This is a genomic window from Pseudomonas sp. GW822-FHT02E03 (assembly GCF_058802325.1).
Map to the genome: position 1 here is coordinate 20,228 of NZ_JBXAOA010000047.1, position 21,010 is coordinate 41,237.

At 56.3% G+C, this 21,010-nt stretch carries 17 protein-coding genes and 1 pseudogene; 8 read left to right on the top strand and 10 right to left on the bottom strand.

The genetic code is table 11. The features are described 5' to 3' along the window. The first annotated feature begins 12 nt into the window (after positions 1 to 12). Positions 13 to 198, top strand: a complete 186-nt coding sequence (locus AC1RQB_RS24295) for a hypothetical protein (RefSeq protein ID WP_063342591.1) — start codon at positions 13 to 15, stop codon at positions 196 to 198. Positions 199 to 352: 154 nt separating this feature from the next. On the opposite strand, the gene AC1RQB_RS24300 is transcribed toward AC1RQB_RS24295, so the two are convergent. The 6 genes from AC1RQB_RS24300 to AC1RQB_RS24325 all read right to left on the bottom strand — a co-directional run bounded on the left by AC1RQB_RS24300 (position 353) and on the right by AC1RQB_RS24325 (position 9,913). After that, positions 353 to 2,785 carry a GAP1-N1 domain-containing protein gene (locus AC1RQB_RS24300; protein WP_131816017.1) on the bottom strand — a complete coding sequence of 811 codons (2,433 nt, stop codon included), beginning with the start codon at positions 2,783 to 2,785 and terminating at the stop codon, positions 353 to 355. Further along, positions 2,785 to 3,636: a TRAFAC clade GTPase domain-containing protein gene (locus tag AC1RQB_RS24305; RefSeq protein WP_207267399.1), complete on the bottom strand. Its 852-nt coding sequence runs from the start codon at positions 3,634 to 3,636 to the stop codon at positions 2,785 to 2,787. Before AC1RQB_RS24305 ends, AC1RQB_RS24300 begins: the two co-directional genes overlap by 1 nt. Beyond that, positions 3,623 to 4,588, bottom strand: a complete 966-nt coding sequence (locus tag AC1RQB_RS24310) for a TRAFAC clade GTPase domain-containing protein (protein WP_063342589.1) — start codon at positions 4,586 to 4,588, stop codon at positions 3,623 to 3,625. The genes AC1RQB_RS24305 and AC1RQB_RS24310 overlap by 14 nt, the downstream gene beginning before the upstream one ends. After that, positions 4,585 to 5,886 carry a GTPase-associated system all-helical protein GASH gene (locus AC1RQB_RS24315; protein WP_063342588.1) on the bottom strand — a complete coding sequence of 434 codons (1,302 nt, stop codon included), beginning with the start codon at positions 5,884 to 5,886 and terminating at the stop codon, positions 4,585 to 4,587. Before AC1RQB_RS24315 ends, AC1RQB_RS24310 begins: the two co-directional genes overlap by 4 nt. Before the next feature lie 41 nt (positions 5,887 to 5,927). Beyond that, on the bottom strand, positions 5,928 to 7,274 hold the full coding sequence (locus AC1RQB_RS24320; RefSeq protein WP_063342587.1) for a 5'-methylthioadenosine/S-adenosylhomocysteine nucleosidase family protein: 1,347 nt from the start codon (positions 7,272 to 7,274) through the stop codon (positions 5,928 to 5,930). 1,022 nt (positions 7,275 to 8,296) lie between these two features. Further along, positions 8,297 to 9,913, bottom strand: a complete 1,617-nt coding sequence (locus AC1RQB_RS24325) for an AAA family ATPase (protein WP_063342586.1) — start codon at positions 9,911 to 9,913, stop codon at positions 8,297 to 8,299. 406 nt (positions 9,914 to 10,319) lie between these two features. Here AC1RQB_RS24325 and AC1RQB_RS24330 point away from each other — a divergent pair, with 406 nt between their 5' ends. Continuing rightward, positions 10,320 to 10,649: a hypothetical protein gene (locus tag AC1RQB_RS24330; protein WP_063342585.1), complete on the top strand. Its 330-nt coding sequence runs from the start codon at positions 10,320 to 10,322 to the stop codon at positions 10,647 to 10,649. 154 nt (positions 10,650 to 10,803) lie between these two features. Here AC1RQB_RS24330 and AC1RQB_RS24335 read toward each other — a convergent pair whose 3' ends face one another. After that, on the bottom strand, positions 10,804 to 11,145 hold the full coding sequence (locus AC1RQB_RS24335; RefSeq protein WP_063342584.1) for a potassium channel family protein: 342 nt from the start codon (positions 11,143 to 11,145) through the stop codon (positions 10,804 to 10,806). 412 nt (positions 11,146 to 11,557) lie between these two features. On the opposite strand from AC1RQB_RS24335, the gene AC1RQB_RS24340 reads away from it, so the two are divergent. The 4 genes from AC1RQB_RS24340 to AC1RQB_RS24355 are packed head-to-tail and all read left to right on the top strand — an operon-like array spanning position 11,558 to position 16,690. Continuing rightward, entirely contained in the window at positions 11,558 to 12,034 is a 477-nt protein-coding gene (locus AC1RQB_RS24340) for a formate dehydrogenase subunit gamma (RefSeq protein ID WP_063342583.1), read from the top strand. After that, positions 12,031 to 13,593: a formate dehydrogenase beta subunit gene (locus AC1RQB_RS24345; RefSeq protein WP_198537207.1), complete on the top strand. Its 1,563-nt coding sequence runs from the start codon at positions 12,031 to 12,033 to the stop codon at positions 13,591 to 13,593. Before AC1RQB_RS24340 ends, AC1RQB_RS24345 begins: the two co-directional genes overlap by 4 nt. Beyond that, positions 13,590 to 16,472, top strand: a complete 2,883-nt coding sequence (gene fdhF, locus AC1RQB_RS24350) for a formate dehydrogenase subunit alpha (protein WP_063342581.1) — start codon at positions 13,590 to 13,592, stop codon at positions 16,470 to 16,472. Before AC1RQB_RS24345 ends, fdhF begins: the two co-directional genes overlap by 4 nt. Then, positions 16,469 to 16,690: a formate dehydrogenase subunit delta gene (locus tag AC1RQB_RS24355; protein WP_063342580.1), complete on the top strand. Its 222-nt coding sequence runs from the start codon at positions 16,469 to 16,471 to the stop codon at positions 16,688 to 16,690. Before fdhF ends, AC1RQB_RS24355 begins: the two co-directional genes overlap by 4 nt. A gap of 150 nt (positions 16,691 to 16,840) precedes the next feature. Here the strand turns inward: AC1RQB_RS24355 and AC1RQB_RS24360 are convergent, their stop codons facing one another. Both AC1RQB_RS24360 and AC1RQB_RS24365 read right to left on the bottom strand, forming a co-directional pair. Continuing rightward, positions 16,841 to 18,226: a sensor histidine kinase gene (locus tag AC1RQB_RS24360; protein WP_063342579.1), complete on the bottom strand. Its 1,386-nt coding sequence runs from the start codon at positions 18,224 to 18,226 to the stop codon at positions 16,841 to 16,843. After that, on the bottom strand, positions 18,223 to 18,933 hold the full coding sequence (locus AC1RQB_RS24365; RefSeq protein WP_063342578.1) for a response regulator: 711 nt from the start codon (positions 18,931 to 18,933) through the stop codon (positions 18,223 to 18,225). Before AC1RQB_RS24365 ends, AC1RQB_RS24360 begins: the two co-directional genes overlap by 4 nt. Before the next feature lie 166 nt (positions 18,934 to 19,099). Between AC1RQB_RS24365 and AC1RQB_RS24370 the strand changes: the two genes are divergently transcribed. Both AC1RQB_RS24370 and AC1RQB_RS24375 read left to right on the top strand, forming a co-directional pair. Then, entirely contained in the window at positions 19,100 to 19,891 is a 792-nt protein-coding gene (locus AC1RQB_RS24370; protein ID WP_063342577.1) for an MlaA family lipoprotein, read from the top strand. Then, a complete protein-coding gene (locus AC1RQB_RS24375) occupies positions 19,881 to 20,144 on the top strand; it encodes a hypothetical protein (RefSeq protein WP_008072820.1) in 264 nt (87 codons plus the stop codon). Before AC1RQB_RS24370 ends, AC1RQB_RS24375 begins: the two co-directional genes overlap by 11 nt. A 415-nt stretch (positions 20,145 to 20,559) precedes the next feature. Here the strand turns inward: AC1RQB_RS24375 and AC1RQB_RS24380 are convergent. Continuing rightward, positions 20,560 to 20,854, bottom strand: a pseudogene (locus tag AC1RQB_RS24380) (transposase domain-containing protein); the annotation flags it as partial. Positions 20,855 to 21,010 lie beyond the last annotated feature (156 nt).

Below are 21,010 nucleotides of genomic sequence, written 5' to 3' on the forward strand. Positions count from 1 at the left end.
AGGATCGAAGCCATGAAAGCAGCGACACAAAACAGCTCATCCATATCCGAAACGCTTAGAGCGAGAAAAGCTCACCTGACCGCCCTGCTCAAGATCGTGGATAGCAAAGTCGGTAAAAGCACAGCGATGCAGAAGCTCACCATCACTGCGATCAAGGCAGAAATGGGGCTAATTGATCATAAGCTGAAAAAGCAGTGATCAGGAAAAGCGGAAGCTCGCGAAAGCTTCCGTTGAATTCATATTCGGAAGGCAGTTTCCGGCCAAAAGCAGAAGTTCAGGGTCTTCAGTTAACGGCCATTAGCAGCTACTGGAGTCATACTGTGAGCCAGACAGAATACGGAGTGCAGTATTCTTAATCATTCCTTTGCAGCACTTGATCTAACAGTTTCAGCTTTTCATTGTTCGGAAAATCATCAAGAAGAACGCGGACCAGCGCCTGAAGTCCTCCTGGCAAGCTGCCGGAGGCTGCTTGGTTTGACGCGCGAAGCCAGCGATCTGCCGAAGTCACCGATATGTGTAGAGATGCCGCTCGCCCTCCTGCGCGGATCCATAAGTCTTCCAGTCGGTCATGGGCAATTTCGCTTCCGACCTCCGCGACGCCAAGAACCAGCTCGTTACTGTCGATCCGTAATGAAGCAGCGCCATAAGGTCTTGGGATTAAAAAACGATCGAAAAAACTTAAAAGGTCATAACAAACATGAAGTGCAGGCAATACTTCCCTTTTGTGGTGTCGGTACAAGGAAGCGATTTCCTTGGCAACACTACGCCAATGCCTCTCCGCCACAATGTTTCCCAGCGACTGTGCCCCACCTGACCAGTCCCGAGTATCGCGAACCAAATTTATCGCCCGGGCCTCCGTTATGGAACTATCCCAAATCAAGAGGCAAGCAACCTGAGTTGCAGTGAGGTGACAATGCGGTACCTGCAAAATTACCTGTTCAAGCAGAAAAGGCTCTGGAATCGCCAAGCCTTCTACAACGTGGGAGCGCTGCAGTAATTGTCGCGCCACGGCACCGGCCAATGCACGAGAATCAGCAGGATCTAGACGCCCCCAAAGGTTCGCTCGATCCTCAAGGTCAATTGCAGCCAGCGCAAAATCCTCTGCCAATCGCGAGATAAGCCCCGAACGGTAATTCCCGGCTCTAACCACAGCAAGATAACTTTGGCCCTGTAAGTATCGATCCACTCCGACAGGCCAAGGAGCTCCACCAAAGTCAACATGGAGCTCCCATAATGCGCGCCAAGCTGATATTCCGAGATCCATGGTCTCCAATAAACAGGGATCCTTTGCCGTTCGAGTTGCCACTAACGAGGAAAGTGTTGGGCTAGCAATCCAAACGGTTGCATCGATCAAATCATTACCTCTAACCCGATCGACCATAATCGATAATCCGAGTGAAGGATCTGGTCGAAATGCCAATTGAGCCTGCAGGGCTTCGACTAGAGTGGCCCCCTGTAGTGCTGCAATCGCATGCAGACCAGACCACCCCAATGTACTTGCGTTTTGTCGCAGATTCAAAAATTGAGTGGCGGACAATGTGGCGGTAGGCATGATGCTAATTAAATGCTGTTCGGTCGCCTCCGTGATACAGCCTAGCGTTGCAATAAAACGTGCATGCAGCTTTTCGGATAGCCATCCGAGCAGAAATGTATTCCACCTTTTACTGCTGGAACGCAGCCCCTCGGCAATGGCGGAACTCGCAGCAGAAAGCCACCATCCTTGAGCTGCTCCTGCATCAAGGCGCATTAAAAATGTATCCGCATCGGTGAGTGAGGTATTTGGCAGAACACTCGCGACCCATGAAGCTACTATTTCATCTAGCCTGGCTCCATCCAGCAGTTGATCGCGCGAGATATTCGCCAAAGATACAATGACGTTTGGTAATGCAAGAGGAGCAGTAGCAGCTAGTACTGAAATAGCCTCCTGCTTAAAAGCTTTTAGCTCTTCACGATCAGAACTCACGTTCAGAAGAGCCCTTAGAAGATATATCGCGGTAATGGCGTCCGGCACCATTCGCAATGCTTCCAAATGGTCGGCTACGCGTGCAATTCGTCGCAAGGTGCCAAGCGTAGAACCAAGGCTCATACCAGAATTTAGCAGTTCCTTCAGAACGGGATCCGGTTGGCCCATCAGCCAGCGCGCTGCCCGCGAGGCAACACCCGTCTCGGGACCCGACGGAATGATGACTTGACTGTTAGCCCACTCAAGCAAGCGGCCTGAATCGACGCCGAATAACCAAGGTGGAGCAACTGACTCTCCTCCTTGTGAAGGGCTTATCGCAACTCGAGCAGAGAATGCCTGACGTGCCTCCGGCCACAATCGCTCCCAAAGCATCACCAGCAACCCAGGCCAGAGCTGCAAATTACCAAATACGGGAACAGAGGCGTCTGCAAGGAGTGCTTCGGCTACAAGAGCAACAACGAAAGGTGACGGTAAAGTGATGGGTTTGCCACCGTTGAGCATTTCCATTTCTATGCATAGTTCATGCACTTCACCAATTGTGTCTAACGGCCACATCGCTACTTGGCTCAAGACCATTCCAGCACGAGAAGCCAATGGGTCTGGTTCAGTCCACCACAGTGCCCACCATTGGCCTATTGGTCCGCAACCAACAGACGGTCCCCATCCCTCTCCTGAGGATGTATAGCCCGGTGGTTTGTCGGTCAAGTCCAGCAATATCGGCGGCAGCAAGCTCATATCGGCACTGCACACCAATATTCCATGCGTCTGGTTCTTCTCTCCATAGGTTGCCCGAATAGGATAGCTGGTTTCAATAGTAGGCATTAGCAGTCCATTTCTTTCAAAGCCCAAGCCAGTGGAAGGGTGAGATCGCTACTTCGATTTCCGGCAGGATCAACAACCCACCCCAATGTTTCAGGGCCTTCATCAATGAAATGCTCGTCACGGCTATCTTTATCCAGCTCTCTTCCTAATGCTGAAAGTCCCCATACGCTCGCTTTATCTGAGTTCCAGTTGCTTTTTATAAATGAGGAAACGAGGGGGAGTCGCTCAGCAAGAACTTCAGCTGGAGACTTATTGGTGACCTCTAGCTCGTCATAACACGACAACATCACTGCGAGCTTTGGCACCTTGAGTCGATCAACGACTCCATGCCCTGCGACGTGCAAAAATATCTGAAGCATTTCGACCCAACGAGCATTGGCGTCCCATTGCGACACACGCGCAGTGTTTGCAGAATCCTCGGGGGGGCCTTCTCGCAATCGAGTAAGAACATCCGGATAGGTCGTCTCTGTTTTGAGTCGGATTAACACAATCCAGCCCCCCGCGCGACGTAAACGGTCGCGCCACAATTCAGAGATCGCGCGTTGCTGAAAAGCAATGGCCAGTTGCTCTCCACCGTAATCAGGCCATAGAAGATCGAAGGCGTTTCCATCTTCGTCTACGATGGGTAGTGCGATTTCAGCCCATGTTTGCACTTGGGTATGCTCGGCGGCGTGCCCCGATGCGAGACTGTTTAACACGTTGTCGAGAGGCGTTAGGTCCGGTGGGGTACCCCCATCCTGGCGCAACAGAAGGTTCCCTTTAGTTCGCCGAAGACGTCCATACAACTGGCCAGCAAAATGCGTCTTACCGCTGCTCGATAGCCCTAGCAAGACAATTTCAGGCGTATGCATGATGCCCCCTAAATGAAAGAAAAGGATCCTGCGCCTGAATCTTGAGCTCAATTTCACTGGCCGGAGCCGAACGCCAAGCCGCGCTCACTACTACGTCAATTGCCTTCGCAAAGCTCTCTGGCGTTTTTATTGATACTTCGTGCTCAGTTGCGCCCGGAAAGCTGCTCGCCAGTGCCTCACGTATTGAATTTTTAATACCGGGGGGAACATCGTGCTCGCTTTTGGTCCAGAGAAGAGAGACGGGGCGATCCTCGACATGATTTGCCAATCGGTCAAGAAGCTGCAGCAGTTCCTTCCTAGCAAGACCGCGCTCTTGACCGCTCAACCTCTGGCAGTCTGCCACAACGACAAATGCGTTCGAGTGTGTTGAAAGCCAGCGAGCACCTTCCGCCTGTGGTGCGCTTTCATTCACTGCCCAACTTGAAAACCATTCGCCGGGAGCATCAGCAAGCAATACATCCCGAAAATCGCCCCCCTCCCGCCGTAACGCAATGTGCAGCAACCCCGGAACCCGATTGCTTGCACGAGGTGTGTGTGGCGGAAAGGTCGGTGGTCTGGCCGAATCATCGAATCGCATCCAAGATGCAAGCGACTCCCACGCGTGTAATGTACGAGAACCGGAAAACATCGCATCGGCCATCGCGCGCCCCTGCAGCATCAGAAGATAATTTGCCGCGAGCAAGGTGGTCTTTCCACCGTTATGCGCACCTAGAACACCTACCAGAATGTGCTTACTCCGTGGCAAAAGCAGTATCAAATCAGACAGGCCAAGAGCACTTCCTGACCATGGGACACGAGCTTCTAAAGGGGGTGAAGTGCTATCAGAAGTGGAGTTCGACTCTATAGGCGTCGATCTCCACTCATTACATGACTCAGGAATGAGTTCACCAAGAACGCACGTCTCGCCGTCATGCACATTGCAATTGGGATTGGCGCAGCGTTGCGTGGTCACTTGGTCACCTCCGCCAAGCGGATAGCTTGCTCTTGGCGCAGCAGTGCCCGTGCAAGAAGTGGCAAACTGATGGTCGCGTCCTCTGGCACACGAGCGCGATGCAGTAAGTCACTGGCGGAAGCAGAAGGATCCTCCAACGCTAGCCGCACGATGTCTCTCAACGACAAACGCCCCGCCCTCGTCGGTGGATTAAAGCCCTCCATCCTACTGTCCGGAATTACTTGGCGTAGCGAAGCTACCCGCGCAAGCACGTCTTTCAAAGTCAGAACGTTTTCAAATCCTGCATTTGGCAGTCGAGCAACAGCTTCCGAAAGCAGATAAGCCACACTTGATGGGGTCACAGAAGGCATGATCGAAATTAGATCTAGCGGCATCAAGATGGCGGCAGCCAAAGGATCCATTTCGCGGTAACTCATTTTGGCGGAAGCAGAGTACATCGACTCATACCACCACAGCGCATCCAGTCGTACCTGCTCTCGCGTGGAAACTGACTGAGCCAACGAAATGGATGATTGAAGACCTTGTGATTGTGCTTTGAATGCCGTTACTAGTGCCTCGCAAATCCCGTTGAGTTCATCTGCGCATGCTTCCCCGAGCCCATCAAACCGGTCACCCAGCACATCTTTCATAACGTTGGCAAAATCTTCCCCCCAGTGTTGTGGGTTCTGATTTGCCCAATAACGGTTATGCGTCTTCCCGGGAATGTATTGGACATTCTGGAGATTAGTCGGACCAGTTGCCGTACCAATTTCGCCGAAAAGCGCGTTCCGATCGACTTCGGCGAAGGTGACCTCTTTGAAATCCAGCTTAGGTAAATCCGTAGACTTCCGAGCAGTCTTGGTCGATGGTGCAAAAAGCGAAATATCCTGCTGCTCGGTAGCATCCCCAAACAAAGAAATGAGCTTAAAAACCGCCGACTTTTCGCGTCCAAGTTGTGAGAATTGCAGCATGTCGGTAGCAGTGAGCCAAAGAATTGCAGCATTGCGCTCTTGAGCCACTGCGGCACATGCTGTGAGTAGCAAGGCACGATAGATCTGGATCGGTTTATCGGTATGCACTGACTGCAGCGTTTCCCATTCGGCCAGCAACGCCGTTTCAGCCATTTCAATAAGTGGATCGTCTGTTGCAATATCCCCACCCAAGGCCGTCAGTATGGCGGGAATGAGTAACGCTGGACTGCTCCTAAACTCCTTGGCTAATCCGTCAGCAGCTTGAGTCATTTTTTTAAATCGCTCGTCACTGCCTTCGAGCTTGTCAATCAATCCTGCCGCCAAAAGTTCTTGAAGCACATTCGCCATGGGGCTCTCCTTAGCTGTTGATTTTTAGCTGTTAGCCATCGTTAACAATCGAATTGCGAGAGGTATTGGCTGAGGATCTTGTTGTGAGGGAAGTCGTTTTTGACTTCAGACAGCAAGCTTACTGGACTTACCGAGGCGCCTTGTTGAGCGAGAATCCACATGCGCTGCCAAGTGTCGAACGGACGACTCATACCCGGGACTTGACCAGCTTTACCACCAGCTCGCACCCAGACAGCTCGGGCATCATCTTGGCTCGGGTAAGATTCAGACAAAAAATCAATCAAATCACGGGGAAACCCGTTAGAAGCAGAAGGCGAGGTTGATTGAGCCTGAGTCTCGGAGGAGGCATGTATTGACTCGTGGGAAATGTCATGCAGCAAGTCAATCGAATTCCGCATGAGTAACACGAGATACTCCGCTGACGCTCGAGCGGCAAAAATACGATAACGATCGTCTTTGTCCAGGTCGCCAAAATCGGATACACCCTTCGCAACAATAACCGGAACGCGGATAAACTCTCCAGCAACACCCAGTGCACTCGCCTCCATGTCGAGTCCCAGTACTTTGCGCATTGACTGTCCCAAGTTCGTGAAAACCTCGTCATCCTCGATCACGGCTGAGCCCGTTGCAATAGGAGCCACGTGCACTTGAAAAGGAGGGGTCAGGCGCGGCCGACCATTGAATTTTAGGTGCAATTCTCCTGCACGATCACTGCCAGCTGGCGTGATTAAGCCCTTGTCATCAATGAGCCCTCGCTTTTGGAGTCGCTCTAAAACCAACGTCCAATCGGGACAAGCGTGCCAAAAATCTGGATGGGCTTGCGGAAGCATACCTTTTAGTCCACAGAGCAGAACCCAATCTTCTTGAGTATCGAGAGTCATCTTCGGGCGGTCGTTAATCCAACTTCCAGGGGCAACACTCGCGACAATCTGCATACGTTGGACCCAATGAGGACCTGGCCCCACCTGAATTGGATCACCCTGAAAGCTTGATACACCATCGACAACGGTTAGTTTACCGGCATCGTAAGAATAGAGGCGATCGGCGATGAGCACGTCCCCGAGAGCAACTTTTCCACGACGTCCGGCACATATACCCGACATTGCAATGCAGCGTGCCGGGACTTCGCGCCAGAGGTGGGCCAACGTCGCAGATGCCTGCTCCTTCCCCATAAATGCGCAAAATGATGCTATTACGTGCACAGGAGACCCGCTATCGGAAAGAAACTGTGCTTCCGCAATTTGCCAACCACTACTGGTTTTTCGCTCCTGCCAACCTTGACCCATCAGTCCCGTATTAACAGATAGAAGGGCACGGTACTCATCTTGCAGGGCGCAGAGAATTAGAACGTCGGCTAGGCCGGACTGAGGCTTTAGAGTCAGCGACATAACTATTTGAATGCTCAATGTTAATTTGTGCGTAATGAGGCGATCTTGTCGTTTCAGTAGACATTTTCAGCCGGCGAGCCCGTATATTACGCCACTGTGCTGGCATTTCGATACGAGTGACTCGGCGTGTTCACCATGAATTACCTCGACACGTCGAATGATCTCTATTGGCCCGATTGCGGCCTACGGTTTACCCACATTTGCAAACGCTGGTGTAACACCTATTTGGCTTGTAACACCCAACGCACGTTAAAGACGAACGGTGTGTAACATCAATAATATCCAATAAATTCAGTTAGTTATCATAGCCAGCAACACCTGCAACACCTGTAACACGTCTTTTCGAACCCCCATACCCCATCAGTGATAACGCCGCCAGCGAAAGCAATACTGGCTTGGTATCGACTTATGCAGAATTCGAACGCTGGGTCGCTGAATACAGGGCGTTGGGGAGGTGCCGTCTGCCGACAACGAACAGGGGACCGGGGCACAGATATGGCCTGGGCCCCTGGGGATATTCGGTGAATACGGGGTCGGAAACCCGCGTGATCGTGTTAGCGGAAAAATGCCCAGCTTAGTGAACAGGTGAACCGGGTGAACTGCTGTTCACCAGTGCATTTGCACTATGGCTTGGGATGTCGCCGGGGACCCTGGGCATTTCGGATAGACACGGGGCAAAGAACCCGCGCGTTCGTGTTAGCGGCTGGATTTTTGAAGTTGGTTGACAGGTTGACGGAGTTGACTCGGTTGAGGAACGTCATGCGTGCGTTATCAGCAACACAAAGGGGCATCTTTACCAACACGGTAACAATGCCCCTTTTTCTTCAAGATCCTTTCAATTTCAACGTTGAAATTTCAGTAAGCTGGGGAATCTGTCGCTACCACGATGTCGCGGGTTTCCGACCCCGTGCCGGAAGGGATTCCTCAGGGCCCCCGGCAGTCTTCAGATATCTAGAACGAGATTGTGGCCCACTCAATCCGACGAACAGAACAGCAGAACCTTGATTGCATGGGCACGTGAATTAATGAGTTTGCGGGATCTCTGGCAACACCCGACGCAGAGCACTAACAAGTCCAGGAGCCCTATCGTTGAGAAGCATCCGAGTAAGCCATGCTTCAAATGGGCCACGGCTAGTATTCTTTAATCGGCTTGCTGCTTTAGCCAGCATCCCCTTGTTGTCCACCAATGACAGGAGTTTAGATAGGTCGCGATCTGCGATTGCCGCAGTAACGTTGTCTCGACGTTCTTGAGCGATGGCTTGAATGTCGAGACTTTGTGTCTGTTGTTGATAAGCCACGCTGATGGCTTCGACGGTCGTCTCCTGACTCAGATCAGTCCTCTTGAGCGAGCGGTCAATACGTCGTAAGCAGTACATCCGTATGACTTGCTCGATCGCGGCAGGCTGGCCTGCCAAGGATAGGAGATCGTTTTGCAGCAACGAAAGCCGCTCTTCAATTTCTTCACTTGGCAAATGTTCCGAAACAGCTATCTCCCGGCTGATATCAGGAAGTAAGAATAGGTTTTCGATCTCTGAGACCGGCAATACCACTACCCCCATACGACCAAGATGGGCAATTTCCGTAGCCTCATACCCATCGGCATCGACTACCCCTGCACAGTGAATTCGCGTAAAGGCGGTGTTGGATCTCAACGTCGCTACTGCATGGATGACATCTTGGCAGGAGCCTCGAGGCATCACGGTCCATTGTGGATAGGCGCATCGGTAAACCGCTTTATCGAGACTATTGGTATCGCCTTCAACGAAAAGTATTGGCCGGCGGCTGCCAAGCAGTAGCGTTGTCACTTCTTCCGAAAAACCCGTGTCTGCGGGCACAGCATCGACGATCCACGTAGGGCCTGCTGCTTGATAATCGCGAATTACAAATTTTTGGCCCACCCTCGAAGCTGCGAACTCTAGATCGTGCGTAATAAATAACAATGCGCAATCCGGTCGGACGTTTTCTAGCTGATCCCACAACTTGCTCATAATTGATCGATGAATGTGTAGCTCAGGCTCGTCGATTACCAGTACAGAGTTCTCAGTCGCTACCAAAATTTGCCCAATCAGGTAAAAAATTGCTCGCTCACCATCACTCATATCCGCTGCGCTATATAGAACCTCATTGCCTGGGACGCGAACCTGAATATCGTCTCCGCTGAATACAAGTTCACGATGTGGTAACAAATGCTCCCAGATTATTTTCAGCTGTTCGAACTTTGTAGCTGTAGCCTCTTCACTGCTTCCCGCACGTGAACGCTGATGGGTCGCGAGGGCTGTGCGCGACTGCTCGGCAAATAATACCTGGAGGAGGAAGTCAAAATCGTTCAATAGCATGCTGGCCCCCTTCGCGCCCCAGCGGTGCCCTACTCGGTGGTGGAGACCAACCGCATCATCGGCATGACCGAATCGCAGGCCTTTTAACGCCTTGCTTTCTTTTATCTTCGCTACGTCAGGTTTCAGCTCCAGCGCCCGATGCGCTGAAATCCTGTGTATCTCTTCACCACCGGCGTTCTCAAGGTAAACGGCGAGCCTACTCTTGCCGCCACCATTGGCTCCCACCAAGATTGCAGATGTCCCATTCTCGAGCGTAAGAGAAACAGGACCGTTAGTCGTTGGAATTGACAGAGTGAAAGACATGTTAACTGAGCATCCTAGCTGGCCTGAAAAGCATTAAGTGTATCTGACAGAGGGCTCTTGCTATCTACACATTCAGTGGCGAATCTACATTCAGCTGCCACTAAACATCTCTTGTTCGAACGTCGTCAGGTGGTTAGGAACGTATCAGCCCACAAAACCATGTATCCCTATCTGTATCCCTTCGTTTAAAATGTCTCTGCAGACCGCAGCCCATATGGAACACTCCAGTCTCCCTCGGGCACCAAAATTAAGAAAGGTCTTGCTTTGCAAGGCCTTTTTTTTCGCCTGTAGGAAAGTGACCTCGCCCCGCCGCCCCGTAGGAGCTGCCGAAGGCTGCGATCTTTTGATCTTGCTTTTCAACGCCACAACCCGAAACCGCTCGGCTAACGAATCAAGGATTCACACAATGGAATTGCCACTGGAAACCGTTGCCCTTTTCGCCTTCAAGCTGGCTTATGAGACGGAAGGTGAAAGTCCGATTTTGCGGGATGATCCGATCATGAGCGATTACGAGCGGGAGGTGTTTGGGTTGTTGGTGCGTCGGGGTGATGTCGAGGGTATCCAGTTTAGAGTGGCGCATTGTGTGGATTTGGCGCTGGAGGCCATAGGCGGAGTTAATACAGTTCTCGGTCGCGAGCTGCATCGATTGGCGGCAGATTTCAGCGCTGCCCAGACGATCCCACAGCTGGATGTCCCGCTCATCGCTCTTATGGACTACTTGAAAGACATTCAATGAATAAAGAGGCCTGCCTAAAATGGGGACGCCCGATAGGAGCTCCCACGCGAGGAGCCACGTCTTGTTGAAATCAATCTTCTATCTTTCCCTGTTTTTCAAATGAACATCATGAGCGCGACTTCATACCGCATTTCCCCCTACACCGCTGCTGCTCCTACTTCGCCGGACCTGTCGTCCGCACCGCAATCTCAATCGCCCGAACACTGATCGCCGCAAATATTGCCGTCATCAGCACCCCGTTGAATCCCAGCAAAATCGCCAATATCCGCGAGACGGCCAGTTTGGGGACGAGTTCTCCATAACCGATGGTCAGGCCGGTCACGAACGCGAAGTAGATACCGTCAAATGGATCCCATCCTTCCAGAAAGCTGATGATCAGGCCGAACAACACAATCAAAAACAGCAGGATGGAAAAAATTGGCCAGACAACGTGAAAGTAGAACCTGACTGCTTTGTAGAACTCGCGACGGACGTGCGATGCATGAGTGGTGTTCATGTCATGGACCTCTTGGGACTAGCCTGACCGGCAATTGAATGCACAGCGTTTCAATACCCTTTCAGCTTGGCACAAGCGGGCACGATGCCTCGCTCATCACTCAAGGTTTATCCGAAAGATATTCAGTGAGTGAACGCCTCGGGCTGCGTTCTTCTAGACTTAACAGGGAGTCGTAGACAGAATCGAACACGTCGCTTTGGTGCAGATGAATCAAAGGCAGCATGGCAAGCTGCCTGTTATGCCCTGAAGAGGTGCGGCAAAGACCGCACCGGGCCCAACAAGATGCCCGCTCAGGGTGCCTGGCCAACGGCCTGAAAATGCCACGATACCGTGACGTGGTGTGACTGCCGCAGCCGACACTTTCGGACAACTGACAACCGCCTGGTTTGTCCGTGATCGTGAGGAATGCTGTATGCCTGATGAGATGTTGCACCTGCCTATGGTCAACAGCCTGCTGGAGCGCCACAAACGCTCCCCCGGCGCACTGTTGCCCATCCTTCATGAGATTCAGGAGGGCATCGGTTACATCCCCGATGCCGCCATCCCCGAGATTGCCCACGCCCTCAACCTGAGTCAGGCCGAGGTTCGCGGGGTGATCAGCTTCTACCATGACTTCCGCACCGCGCCGCCGGCCCGGCATATTCTGCGTCTGTGCCGGGCCGAGTCCTGCCAGAGTCGCGGCGCCGAGCAGCTCGCGGCGCAGTTGCGCGAACGTCTGCAACTGGACGACCACGGCAGCAGCGCCGACGGCAACATCAGTCTGCGCCCGGTGTATTGCCTCGGCGCCTGCGCCTGCTCGCCAGCTCTGGAGCTGGATGGTCAGCTGCATGCGCGGCTCAACCCCGAGCGTCTGGATGCGCTGCTCGATGCTTGCCGGGAGGACGCATGATGCCGCGCCTCTATTTGCCCTGTGACTCCCTGGCCCGCGCCGTGGGCGCCGATGAGGTGTCCGTAGCCCTTGCCACTCAGGCCCGGGAACGCAATCTGCCGCTGGACCTGCAACGCACCAGTTCTCGCGGCCTGTACTGGCTGGAACCGCTGCTGGAAGTGGACAGCCCGCAAGGCCGTATCGGCTTCGGCCCGCTGACGGCTGCCGATGTGCCGTCCGTGCTCGATGCGCTGCAAGGCGAACCGTCCGCCCATCCCTTGGCATTGGGCCTGGTGGAAGAGTTGCCGTATCTGAAGACGCAACAACGCCTGCTGTTTGCCCGCGCCGGCATTACCCAGCCGCTGTCGCTGGAGGATTACCGGGCTCATGGCGGATTTGAGGGCTTGACCCAGGCCATCGCCCTGGGCGGCGAGCAGACCGCGACCGCCGTGTTCGATTCGGGGTTGCGTGGCCGTGGCGGCGCAGCCTTTCCGGCCGGGATCAAATGGCGCACGGTGCGCGGCACCCAGGCTGCGCAGAAATACATTGTGTGCAACGCCGACGAAGGCGACTCCGGCACCTTCGCCGACCGCATGTTGATGGAAGGCGACCCTTTCCTGCTGATCGAAGGCATGGCCATTGCCGGCATCACCGTCGGCGCCACTTACGGCTACATCTACGTGCGCTCGGAATATCCGGATGCCGTGGCCACATTGCGTGCCGCGCTGAACATCGCCCGATCTGCCGGTTACCTGGGCGCCAATGTCGGCGGCAGCGGCCAGGCCTTCGATATGGAAGTGCGCGTCGGTGCCGGCGCTTATATCTGCGGTGAAGAAACCGCACTGCTGGACTCTCTCGAAGGCAAGCGCGGGATTGTTCGCGCCAAGCCACCGATCCCCGCCTTGCAAGGTCTGTTCGGCCTGCCGACCCTGGTGCACAACGTGCTGACCCTGGCCTCGGTGCCGCTGATTCTGGCCAAAGGCGCGCAGTTCTATCGCGATTACGGCATGGGCCGCTCTCTGGGCACGATGCCCTTCCAGCTGGCGGGCAATATTCGTCACGGCGGCCTGGTGGAACGGGCCTTTGGCCTGACCCTGCGGGAACTGGTGGAAGACTACGGCGGCGGTACCGCCAGTGGCCGGCCGCTGAAAGCCGCCCAGGTGGGTGGCCCGCTCGGCGCCTGGGTGCCGCCCGCGCAATTCGATACTCCGCTGGATTACGAAGCCTTCGCCGCCATCGGCGCCATGCTCGGACACGGCGGTGTGGTGGTGGCTGACGACACCTTGGACATGGCCCACATGGCACGCTTCGCCATGCAGTTCTGCGCCGAGGAATCCTGTGGCAAATGCACCCCCTGCCGCATCGGCTCGACCCGGGGCGTGGAGGTAATCGACCGCCTGCTGGCCGCGCCCGATCAGAACAGTCGTGATGAGCAGGTGATCATCCTCAAGGACCTGTGCGACACCCTGCAATACGGTTCGCTGTGCGCGTTGGGCGGCATGACCTCCTATCCGGTGGCCAGCGCCCTCAAGTACTTCCCCGCCGACTTCGGTCTGCAGTCCTCGGAGGCCGACCAATGATCACTCTCTTCGACCCGAAAACCGATATCGACCTGGGTACCCCTGCCCGCGACAGCCAGGTGCAAGTCACCCTCAACATCGATGGCCGCAGCATCAGCGTGCCCGAAGGCACCTCGGTGATGCGCGCCGCCGCGCTGCTGGGCACCACCATTCCCAAACTGTGCGCCACCGACAGCCTGGAAGCCTTCGGCTCCTGCCGCATGTGCCTGGTGGAGATCGACGGCATGCGCGGTTATCCTGCGTCCTGCACCACGCCGGTCAGCGAAGGCATGAGCGTGCACACCCAGACACCGAAGCTTGCCACCCTGCGACGCAACGTCATGGAGCTGTACATCTCCGACCACCCACTGGACTGCCTGACCTGCTCGGCCAACGGTAACTGCGAGCTGCAAACCGTCGCCGGTCAGGTCGGCCTGCGGGAAGTGCGTTACGGCTATGAAGGCGACAACCATCTGGCGGATGTGAAGGACACCTCCAACCCCTACTTCGACTACGACCCGAGCAAGTGCATCGTCTGCAACCGTTGCGTGCGCGCCTGCGAAGAAACCCAGGGCACCTTTGCCCTGACCATTACCGGGCGCGGTTTCGAATCCCGGGTCGCGGCCGCCGGGGGCGAGAACTTCCTGGAGTCGGAATGCGTGTCCTGCGGTGCTTGTGTGCAAGCCTGCCCGACCGCGACGCTGATGGAAAAAAGCGTGGTCGAACTGGGTCAGCCCGAACGCAGCGTGATCACCACTTGTGCCTATTGCGGTGTGGGATGCTCCTTCCGCGCCGAGATGAAAGGCGACCAGTTGGTGCGTATGGTTCCAGACAAGAATGGCCAGGCTAACCACGGGCACTCCTGCGTCAAAGGGCGCTTTGCGTGGGGCTACGCCACGCACCCGGATCGCATCACCAAGCCGATGATCCGCAAGCACATCAATGACCCTTGGCAGGAAGTCAGCTGGGATGAAGCGGTGACCTACGCCGCCAGCGAATTCCGTCGGCTTCAGCAAAAATACGGCCGCGACTCCATTGGTGGCATCACCTCCAGCCGCTGCACCAATGAAGAAACCTACTTGGTGCAAAAACTGATACGCGCCGCCTTCGGCAACAACAACGTCGACACCTGTGCGCGGGTCTGCCACTCGCCGACCGGCTATGGCCTGAAACAAACCCTGGGCGAGTCCGCCGGCACCCAGAGTTTCGACTCGGTGATGCAGGCCGACGTGATTCTGGTGATGGGCGCCAACCCCAGCGACGCCCACCCGGTGTTCGCCTCCCAGCTCAAACGCCGCCTGCGTGAAGGCGCGCGACTGATCGTCATCGACCCACGACGCATTGATCTGGTGGACTCGGTGCATGCCCGCGCCGAACTGCACCTGGCCCTGCGCCCGGGCACCAACGTCGCCATGCTCAATGCCCTGGCCCACGTCATCGTCACCGAAGGCCTGCTCAACCAAACCTTTATCGACGCCCGTTGCGAGGGCAGCGATTTCGCCCGCTGGAGCGAGTTCGTCAGCCGCCCGGAAAACTCGCCGGAAACCCTTGGCGCCATCTGCGGCGTAGACCCTGCCGACATCCGCGCCGCCGCCCGTCTGTATGCCACCGGCGGCAACGCGGCGATCTACTACGGCCTGGGCGTCACCGAGCACAGCCAGGGCAGCACCGCCGTCATGGGCATCGCCAACCTGGCCATGGCCACCGGCAATATCGGCCGCGAAGGTGTGGGCGTGAACCCGCTGCGTGGGCAGAACAACGTTCAGGGCTCCTGCGACATGGGCTCCTTCCCCCACGAGTTGCCTGGCTACCGCCACATCTCCAACGAAGTGGTTCGGGCGCAGTTCGAACAGGCCTGGAATGTCACTCTGCAACCCGACCCGGGCCTGCGCATTCCCAACATGTTCGAGGCAGCCTTGGGCGGCAGCTTTAAGGGCCTGTATTGCCAGGGCGAAGACATCGCCCAGAGCGATCCGAATACCCAGCACGTTACCGCGGCGCTGTCGGCCATGGAATGCGTGGTGGTGCAGGACATTTTCCTCAACGAAACCGCCAAGTTCGCCCACGTGTTCCTGCCGGGCAGCTCGTTCCTGGAAAAAGACGGCACCTTCACTAACGCCGAACGGCGCATCTCCCGGGTGCGCAAAGTCATGGAGCCTCTAGGCGGCAAGGCCGACTGGGAAGGCACGGTGGCCTTGGCCAACGCGCTGGGCTACCCGATGAACTACCAGCATCCATCAGAAATCATGGATGAAATCGCCAGCCTGACGCCGACCTTCACCAACGTCAGCTACACCGAACTGGATCGCCACGGCAGCCTGCAATGGCCGTGCAACGCCGCGGCACCGGACGGCACGCCGACCATGCACATCGAGGAATTCGTGCGCGGCAAGGGGCGCTTCATGCTCACCGGCTACGTGCCCACCGAGGAAAAGGTCAACAGTCGCTATCCGCTTCTGCTGACCACCGGGCGCATCCTCAGCCAGTACAACGTCGGCGCCCAGACCCGGCGTACCGACAACGTCGCCTGGCACCACGAAGACCGCCTGGAAATCCACCCGACCGACGCCGAGAGCCGTGGCATCAACGAAGGTGACTGGGTCGGCATTGGCAGCCGCGCCGGGCAGACCGTACTGCGTGCGCGGATCACCGAACGGGTCGCCCCGGGCGTGGTGTACACCACGTTCCACTTCCCTGAATCGGGGGCCAACGTCATCACCACCGACAACTCCGACTGGGCCACCAACTGTCCGGAGTACAAGGTCACGGCCGTGGAAGTCAGCCGCGTCTACCACCCTTCCGAGTGGCAAAAACGCTACCAGGAGTTCAGCGACGAACAACAACGTCTGCTCGACGAACGCCGTCAGGCGCGTGGCGCTAAAGCGGAGGTACGCCGATGAGTACCGACAACCTGATCAAAATGGTCAACCAGATTGCCCAGTACTTCGCCACCGAACCGGACCAGCAACAGGCGGTGCTCGGCGTACGCAATCACCTGCAGATGTACTGGACGCCCGGCATGCGCAAGGAGCTGCTGGCCTGGCAGACAGCGCATCAGGGGGCAGACTTGCACCCACTGGCGCAGGCGGCGGTCAGTGGGGCGGGCTGGGAGGCTTAGGTTCACACGATCTTAAGCCTGACCGAAAAACCTGTGGGAGCGGGCTTGCTCGCGAATGCGATGTACCAGTCACCACCATCGTTGACTGACACACCGCTTTCGCGAGCAAGCCCGCTCCCACAGGAGTTGTGTGTAACTGGCTCGCTCAGTTCAAAGTAAATGCTGAGAGATCAGCTCTGAACTTGAATGCACCGGCAATACCACCAACGCCTCCAATCCGCCCGTCGACCGATTACGCAGTGTCAGGTTGCCTCCGTGCTCGAGCACAATCGCCCGCGCCGCCGACAACCCCAAACCAACACCCCCCGTGCTTTTGTTGCGCGAGCCTTCCATCCGGAAGAACGGCACAAACACTTGTTCAAGGCAGGCATCTGGTATGCCCGGCCCACGATCCAGTACTTTGATCCGCACCTGGCCAGCGCTCGGGTTCAGCTCAATCCCCGGCTCACTGCCGTACTTGATAGCGTTGTCGAGCAAGTTGGTAATCACCCGTTTAAGCCCCAACGGCCGCCCGAAATACACCCACCGCAGCGGCCCGCTGAACGTAATGTCGACTCCCTGATCCCGATAATCATCAAGCAACGTTTGCAGCAGTTCCGCCAGATCAAACTGGGTCGCCGGTTCAAGCCGCGCATCATCACGAAAGAACTCCAGCGCCGAGTTGATCATTGCCTGCATTTCATCCACGTCACGAAACAGCCGTTGCTGTTGCTCGCTGTCTTCGATGAATTCGCCTCGCAAGCGCATCCGCGTCAGGGGCGCGCGCAGGTCATGGGAGATGGCGGCGAGCATTTGCGTACGGTCGCGGATGAAGTGCTGTAGCTGGGCCTGCATGGCATTGAACGCGAGAATGGCCTGGCGGATTTCGTGGGGACCGAGCGGCTCAATCGGCGGTGCGCGGAAGTCCACGCCGAAGCGGCGGGCGCCTTCGGCGAAACGCTGCAAAGGTGTGGCGAGGCGTCGGGTAGCGATCAGCGCGACCACTGCGGTGGAGATCAGCACCAGCAGGATGACGATCAGGTAGCGTGGCGCTTCGTCGAGCCCCCAACTGCGCGAGGGCGCGGAGAACATCAGCCATGATGAATCCGATAGCTCGATCAACAGCGCGTAATGCGCGTCCTCCGTGTGCTCCGTCCAGTCGGCCGGTTCATAGGCTTCGATGCGCCGGTCAGGGGCTCTGAGCATCGGCTGCAGGATGGTCGAGCCAATGTCAGACTTCGGATCGTCCACTGCAGGCAGATTGAGATCGTGCCGATCAGGGTGCCAGGTGACAGTGAAGCCGTTCTCGTTGGCGGCTTGTGCCAATCGGTTGCGCAATGGCGCCGGGGCGGCCTCGATGACGCGGGTGATGGCAGCGGCTTTTTCCAGCAAACCGATCTCGGTCAGGGGCGGGCGCGCCCATACACCGGCCAGTTGGATAAACAACCCGTTGAGCGCCAGGGAAATGAGCATGGCCAGGATGATCGTCAACGCAATCCAGCGCGCCACCGTATCTTGCGGCCAGTCTCGCGCACGAATCCGCTTGAGCCAGTTCATCGCCGCGTCACGCTGGGAGTAAACAGGTAACCGCCATTGCGCACGGTGCGAATCATTGCCGGCCGTTTGGTGTCGGACTCGAGTTTGCGCCGCAGGCGGCTGACCTGAACGTCGATGCTGCGATCGAACGCCTCATGGCAATGCCCGCGCGCCAGGTCCAGCAACTGCTCACGGGTGAGGATGCGCTGGGGGTGTTCGACGAAGACCAGCAGCAGGTCAAACTCACCGGCCGACAGCGGGATCATCACGTTGTCCGGCGAGCGAAGTTCACGGCGGGTGACGTCCAGATGCCAGTCGGCAAAATCAATCAGTGGCCGTGGCCGCTCTTGCGGAACCGGACGACGCTCGTCCACGCGACGCAGCACAGCACGCACTCGGGCCAGCAGTTCACGGGCGTCGAAGGGTTTGGTCAGATAATCATCGGCACCCAGTTCCAGGCCGACCACCCGGTCACTGAGTTCACCCATGGCCGTCAGCATGATCACCGGTATTGCGTGTCGAATCCGCAGTTGCTGACACAGGATCAGCCCGCTGTCTCCGGGCAACATCACGTCCAGAATGATCAGGTCCGGCGCCTGGCGCTCTATGGCCGCCCACAGCGACGCACCGTCTGTGGCGACCTCGACGCTGTAGCCGTGCTGCATGAAGAATTTTTTCAGTAGATCAAGGACTTCAAGGTCGTCGTCGACAATTAAAAGGCTGTTCACCGAAGGTCACTTAAGGGGCGAATGGAACCGCTATCTAAAACCATTCATGGCCGCGCGTCATATATTTCAACTCTGCAACAAAGCGTCAACAGCGCAATAAACCAGACATCTTGGCGCAAGGATTGGAGCTCAGCATCACGGCGAATTTCTCCTGAGAATTGCGTCCATGTTGCCTTTCAAGTGTGCTCCCTGGTTGACCCGCAACACCTCAATTGCCGTGTTGGCCGCAGGGCTGACGGGTTGCAGCAGCCAGTCGCCGACCACCACCGACGTGGCCTGCGCTGACATCACCTATTCGGTGTACGACCCGGCGGAACCGTTCAATCGTGGCGTCTTCGCGTTTAACCGGGTGGTTGATGATTACGCCCTGGCGCCGGTCGCGCGCGGCTACCGCTACACGCCGGATTTTTTCCAGACCGGTGTGCATAACTTTGTGGCGAACTTCGGCGAGCCGAAGGTCTTTATCAATGACCTGCTGCAAGGCAACCCGATGCGCTCGGTCAATACCCTGGGACGTTTCGCGCTCAACACCACGGTAGGGGTGGTGGGCTTGATCGATGTCTCCGGCATGGCCGGTATCCCGCGCCACGACTCAGACTTCGGCCAGACCTTTGGCGTGTGGGGCATCGGCAATGGTCCTATCATCGAGCTGCCGTTGCTCGGGACCTCCAACAGTCGCGACGCCGCCGGCCGCGTGCTTGGTTTTGTGGTCGATCCGTTCGGCAGCAATAGCGATACCGTGGAGACGCTGTCCACTATCAGCACTGTCGGCGGCATCGTCGATGGCCGGGCAGAAGCCTTACCGCTGACCGACAGCCTGCAAAAACTGCCGGACTATTACAGCGCATTGCGCAATGTGGTCGCCGAGCATCGTGCCGCTTACGTGGCCGATGGCAAACAAGGCTCGCCAGAGAACACCACCTCTCAATGCACAGGAGCACCGGCTGATGGGTTCTGAAAACAATAGCCTGGTTCTGCAGCAACGGGTGACGCGGGACGACTCGGCCAATCTGCACTGTCGCGAAATTACCCTGCGTTTGTCAGCGGACTGTCGCCAACTGGTGCTCAGCCGGTACACCGAACACTACGGGCCGGCACTAGTGCGCTGGATAGAACGTAGCCATACCGTGTCGGTTGCCGAAATGATTCGCTGGCTTGTGGCCAATGGTGAGGCACAGATCATGAGAACGGACAGCCAGTCGCTGCCTTGATTTCAGAATGGTGATGCGGAGGATGGAGGCCTTCCGGTCGTCATCCCGCCGCTTATGTCAGGCCAAGTGCAACGCAAACCTCTTCACCATAATTGGTGGTTCCACAGTAACCGTCCCGCATCCCACCTTGCATGGAGATATGTACGATTTTTTACTCATCATTCCGATCAGATGAATCCCTTGGTTCCTGCAAGCATGACGATTTCTTTGCCGCTACTGCGATGGGTCCATGCTAAATTCAGCTCAGTTATTAATGGATCTTTCAGTTATGGAGAACGCATCATGCTCGCAGTCGGCGTCTCACTACTTGCAGTAGGCTTAGGCACCGGAAATCCTGGCTTTTGGATACCAGGCTGTGTCTTCATGGCTATAGGGTGTTCTCAAAGAGTTAATCGTCGAGACTGACCGTATGCGGTCAGTGTACGCCTGACTCATCTCGCGGTACCCACTGATGCGGTAGCAGTAGCCCGATTTCGCTGGCCCGCTGTGTCGACAATCGCTTCAGCATATCTTTCAGATAGGCATACGGATCGTGTCCGTTTATGCGCGCAGACTGGATCAAACTCATGATCGCTGCCCCCCCGTTTGCCGCGACGTAGCGACCCTGCGAAGAGCCAGTTCTTGCGTCCAAGAGCCCACGGCCGAATCTGGTTCTCTGCCCAGTTATTGTCAATCGTGACAGCCCCGTCATCGAGGTAGCGCGACAGCGCTGCCCTGTTCGCCGCCGCCCCCCCTTACAATCAACATCGATAAACACTAACGACAGCATCGCAATCAGACAGGAGCGGCCCGATAATGCTGTACGAACTTTCCTGCGGACAAAACAAAACCCCTACCTGCATACGCAGATAGGGGTTTCGGAATTT

What these genes read in the sequence shown, in the direction of transcription:
- AC1RQB_RS24295 (WP_063342591.1), top strand. Translation starts at nt 13, where the DNA reads ATGAAAGCAGCGACACAAAACAGCTCATCCATATCCGAAACGCTTAGA.
- AC1RQB_RS24300 (WP_131816017.1), bottom strand. Translation starts at nt 2,785, where the DNA reads ATGCCTACTATTGAAACCAGCTATCCTATTCGGGCAACCTATGGAGAG.
- AC1RQB_RS24305 (WP_207267399.1), bottom strand. Translation starts at nt 3,636, where the DNA reads ATGCATACGCCTGAAATTGTCTTGCTAGGGCTATCGAGCAGCGGTAAG.
- AC1RQB_RS24315 (WP_063342588.1), bottom strand. Translation starts at nt 5,886, where the DNA reads ATGGCGAATGTGCTTCAAGAACTTTTGGCGGCAGGATTGATTGACAAG.
- AC1RQB_RS24320 (WP_063342587.1), bottom strand. Translation starts at nt 7,274, where the DNA reads ATGTCGCTGACTCTAAAGCCTCAGTCCGGCCTAGCCGACGTTCTAATT.
- AC1RQB_RS24325 (WP_063342586.1), bottom strand. Translation starts at nt 9,913, where the DNA reads ATGTCTTTCACTCTGTCAATTCCAACGACTAACGGTCCTGTTTCTCTT.
- AC1RQB_RS24330 (WP_063342585.1), top strand. Translation starts at nt 10,320, where the DNA reads ATGGAATTGCCACTGGAAACCGTTGCCCTTTTCGCCTTCAAGCTGGCT.
- AC1RQB_RS24335 (WP_063342584.1), bottom strand. Translation starts at nt 11,145, where the DNA reads ATGAACACCACTCATGCATCGCACGTCCGTCGCGAGTTCTACAAAGCA.
- AC1RQB_RS24340 (WP_063342583.1), top strand. Translation starts at nt 11,558, where the DNA reads ATGCCTGATGAGATGTTGCACCTGCCTATGGTCAACAGCCTGCTGGAG.
- AC1RQB_RS24345 (WP_198537207.1), top strand. Translation starts at nt 12,031, where the DNA reads ATGATGCCGCGCCTCTATTTGCCCTGTGACTCCCTGGCCCGCGCCGTG.
- fdhF (WP_063342581.1), top strand. Translation starts at nt 13,590, where the DNA reads ATGATCACTCTCTTCGACCCGAAAACCGATATCGACCTGGGTACCCCT.
- AC1RQB_RS24355 (WP_063342580.1), top strand. Translation starts at nt 16,469, where the DNA reads ATGAGTACCGACAACCTGATCAAAATGGTCAACCAGATTGCCCAGTAC.
- AC1RQB_RS24360 (WP_063342579.1), bottom strand. Translation starts at nt 18,226, where the DNA reads ATGAACTGGCTCAAGCGGATTCGTGCGCGAGACTGGCCGCAAGATACG.
- AC1RQB_RS24370 (WP_063342577.1), top strand. Translation starts at nt 19,100, where the DNA reads ATGTTGCCTTTCAAGTGTGCTCCCTGGTTGACCCGCAACACCTCAATT.
- AC1RQB_RS24375 (WP_008072820.1), top strand. Translation starts at nt 19,881, where the DNA reads ATGGGTTCTGAAAACAATAGCCTGGTTCTGCAGCAACGGGTGACGCGG.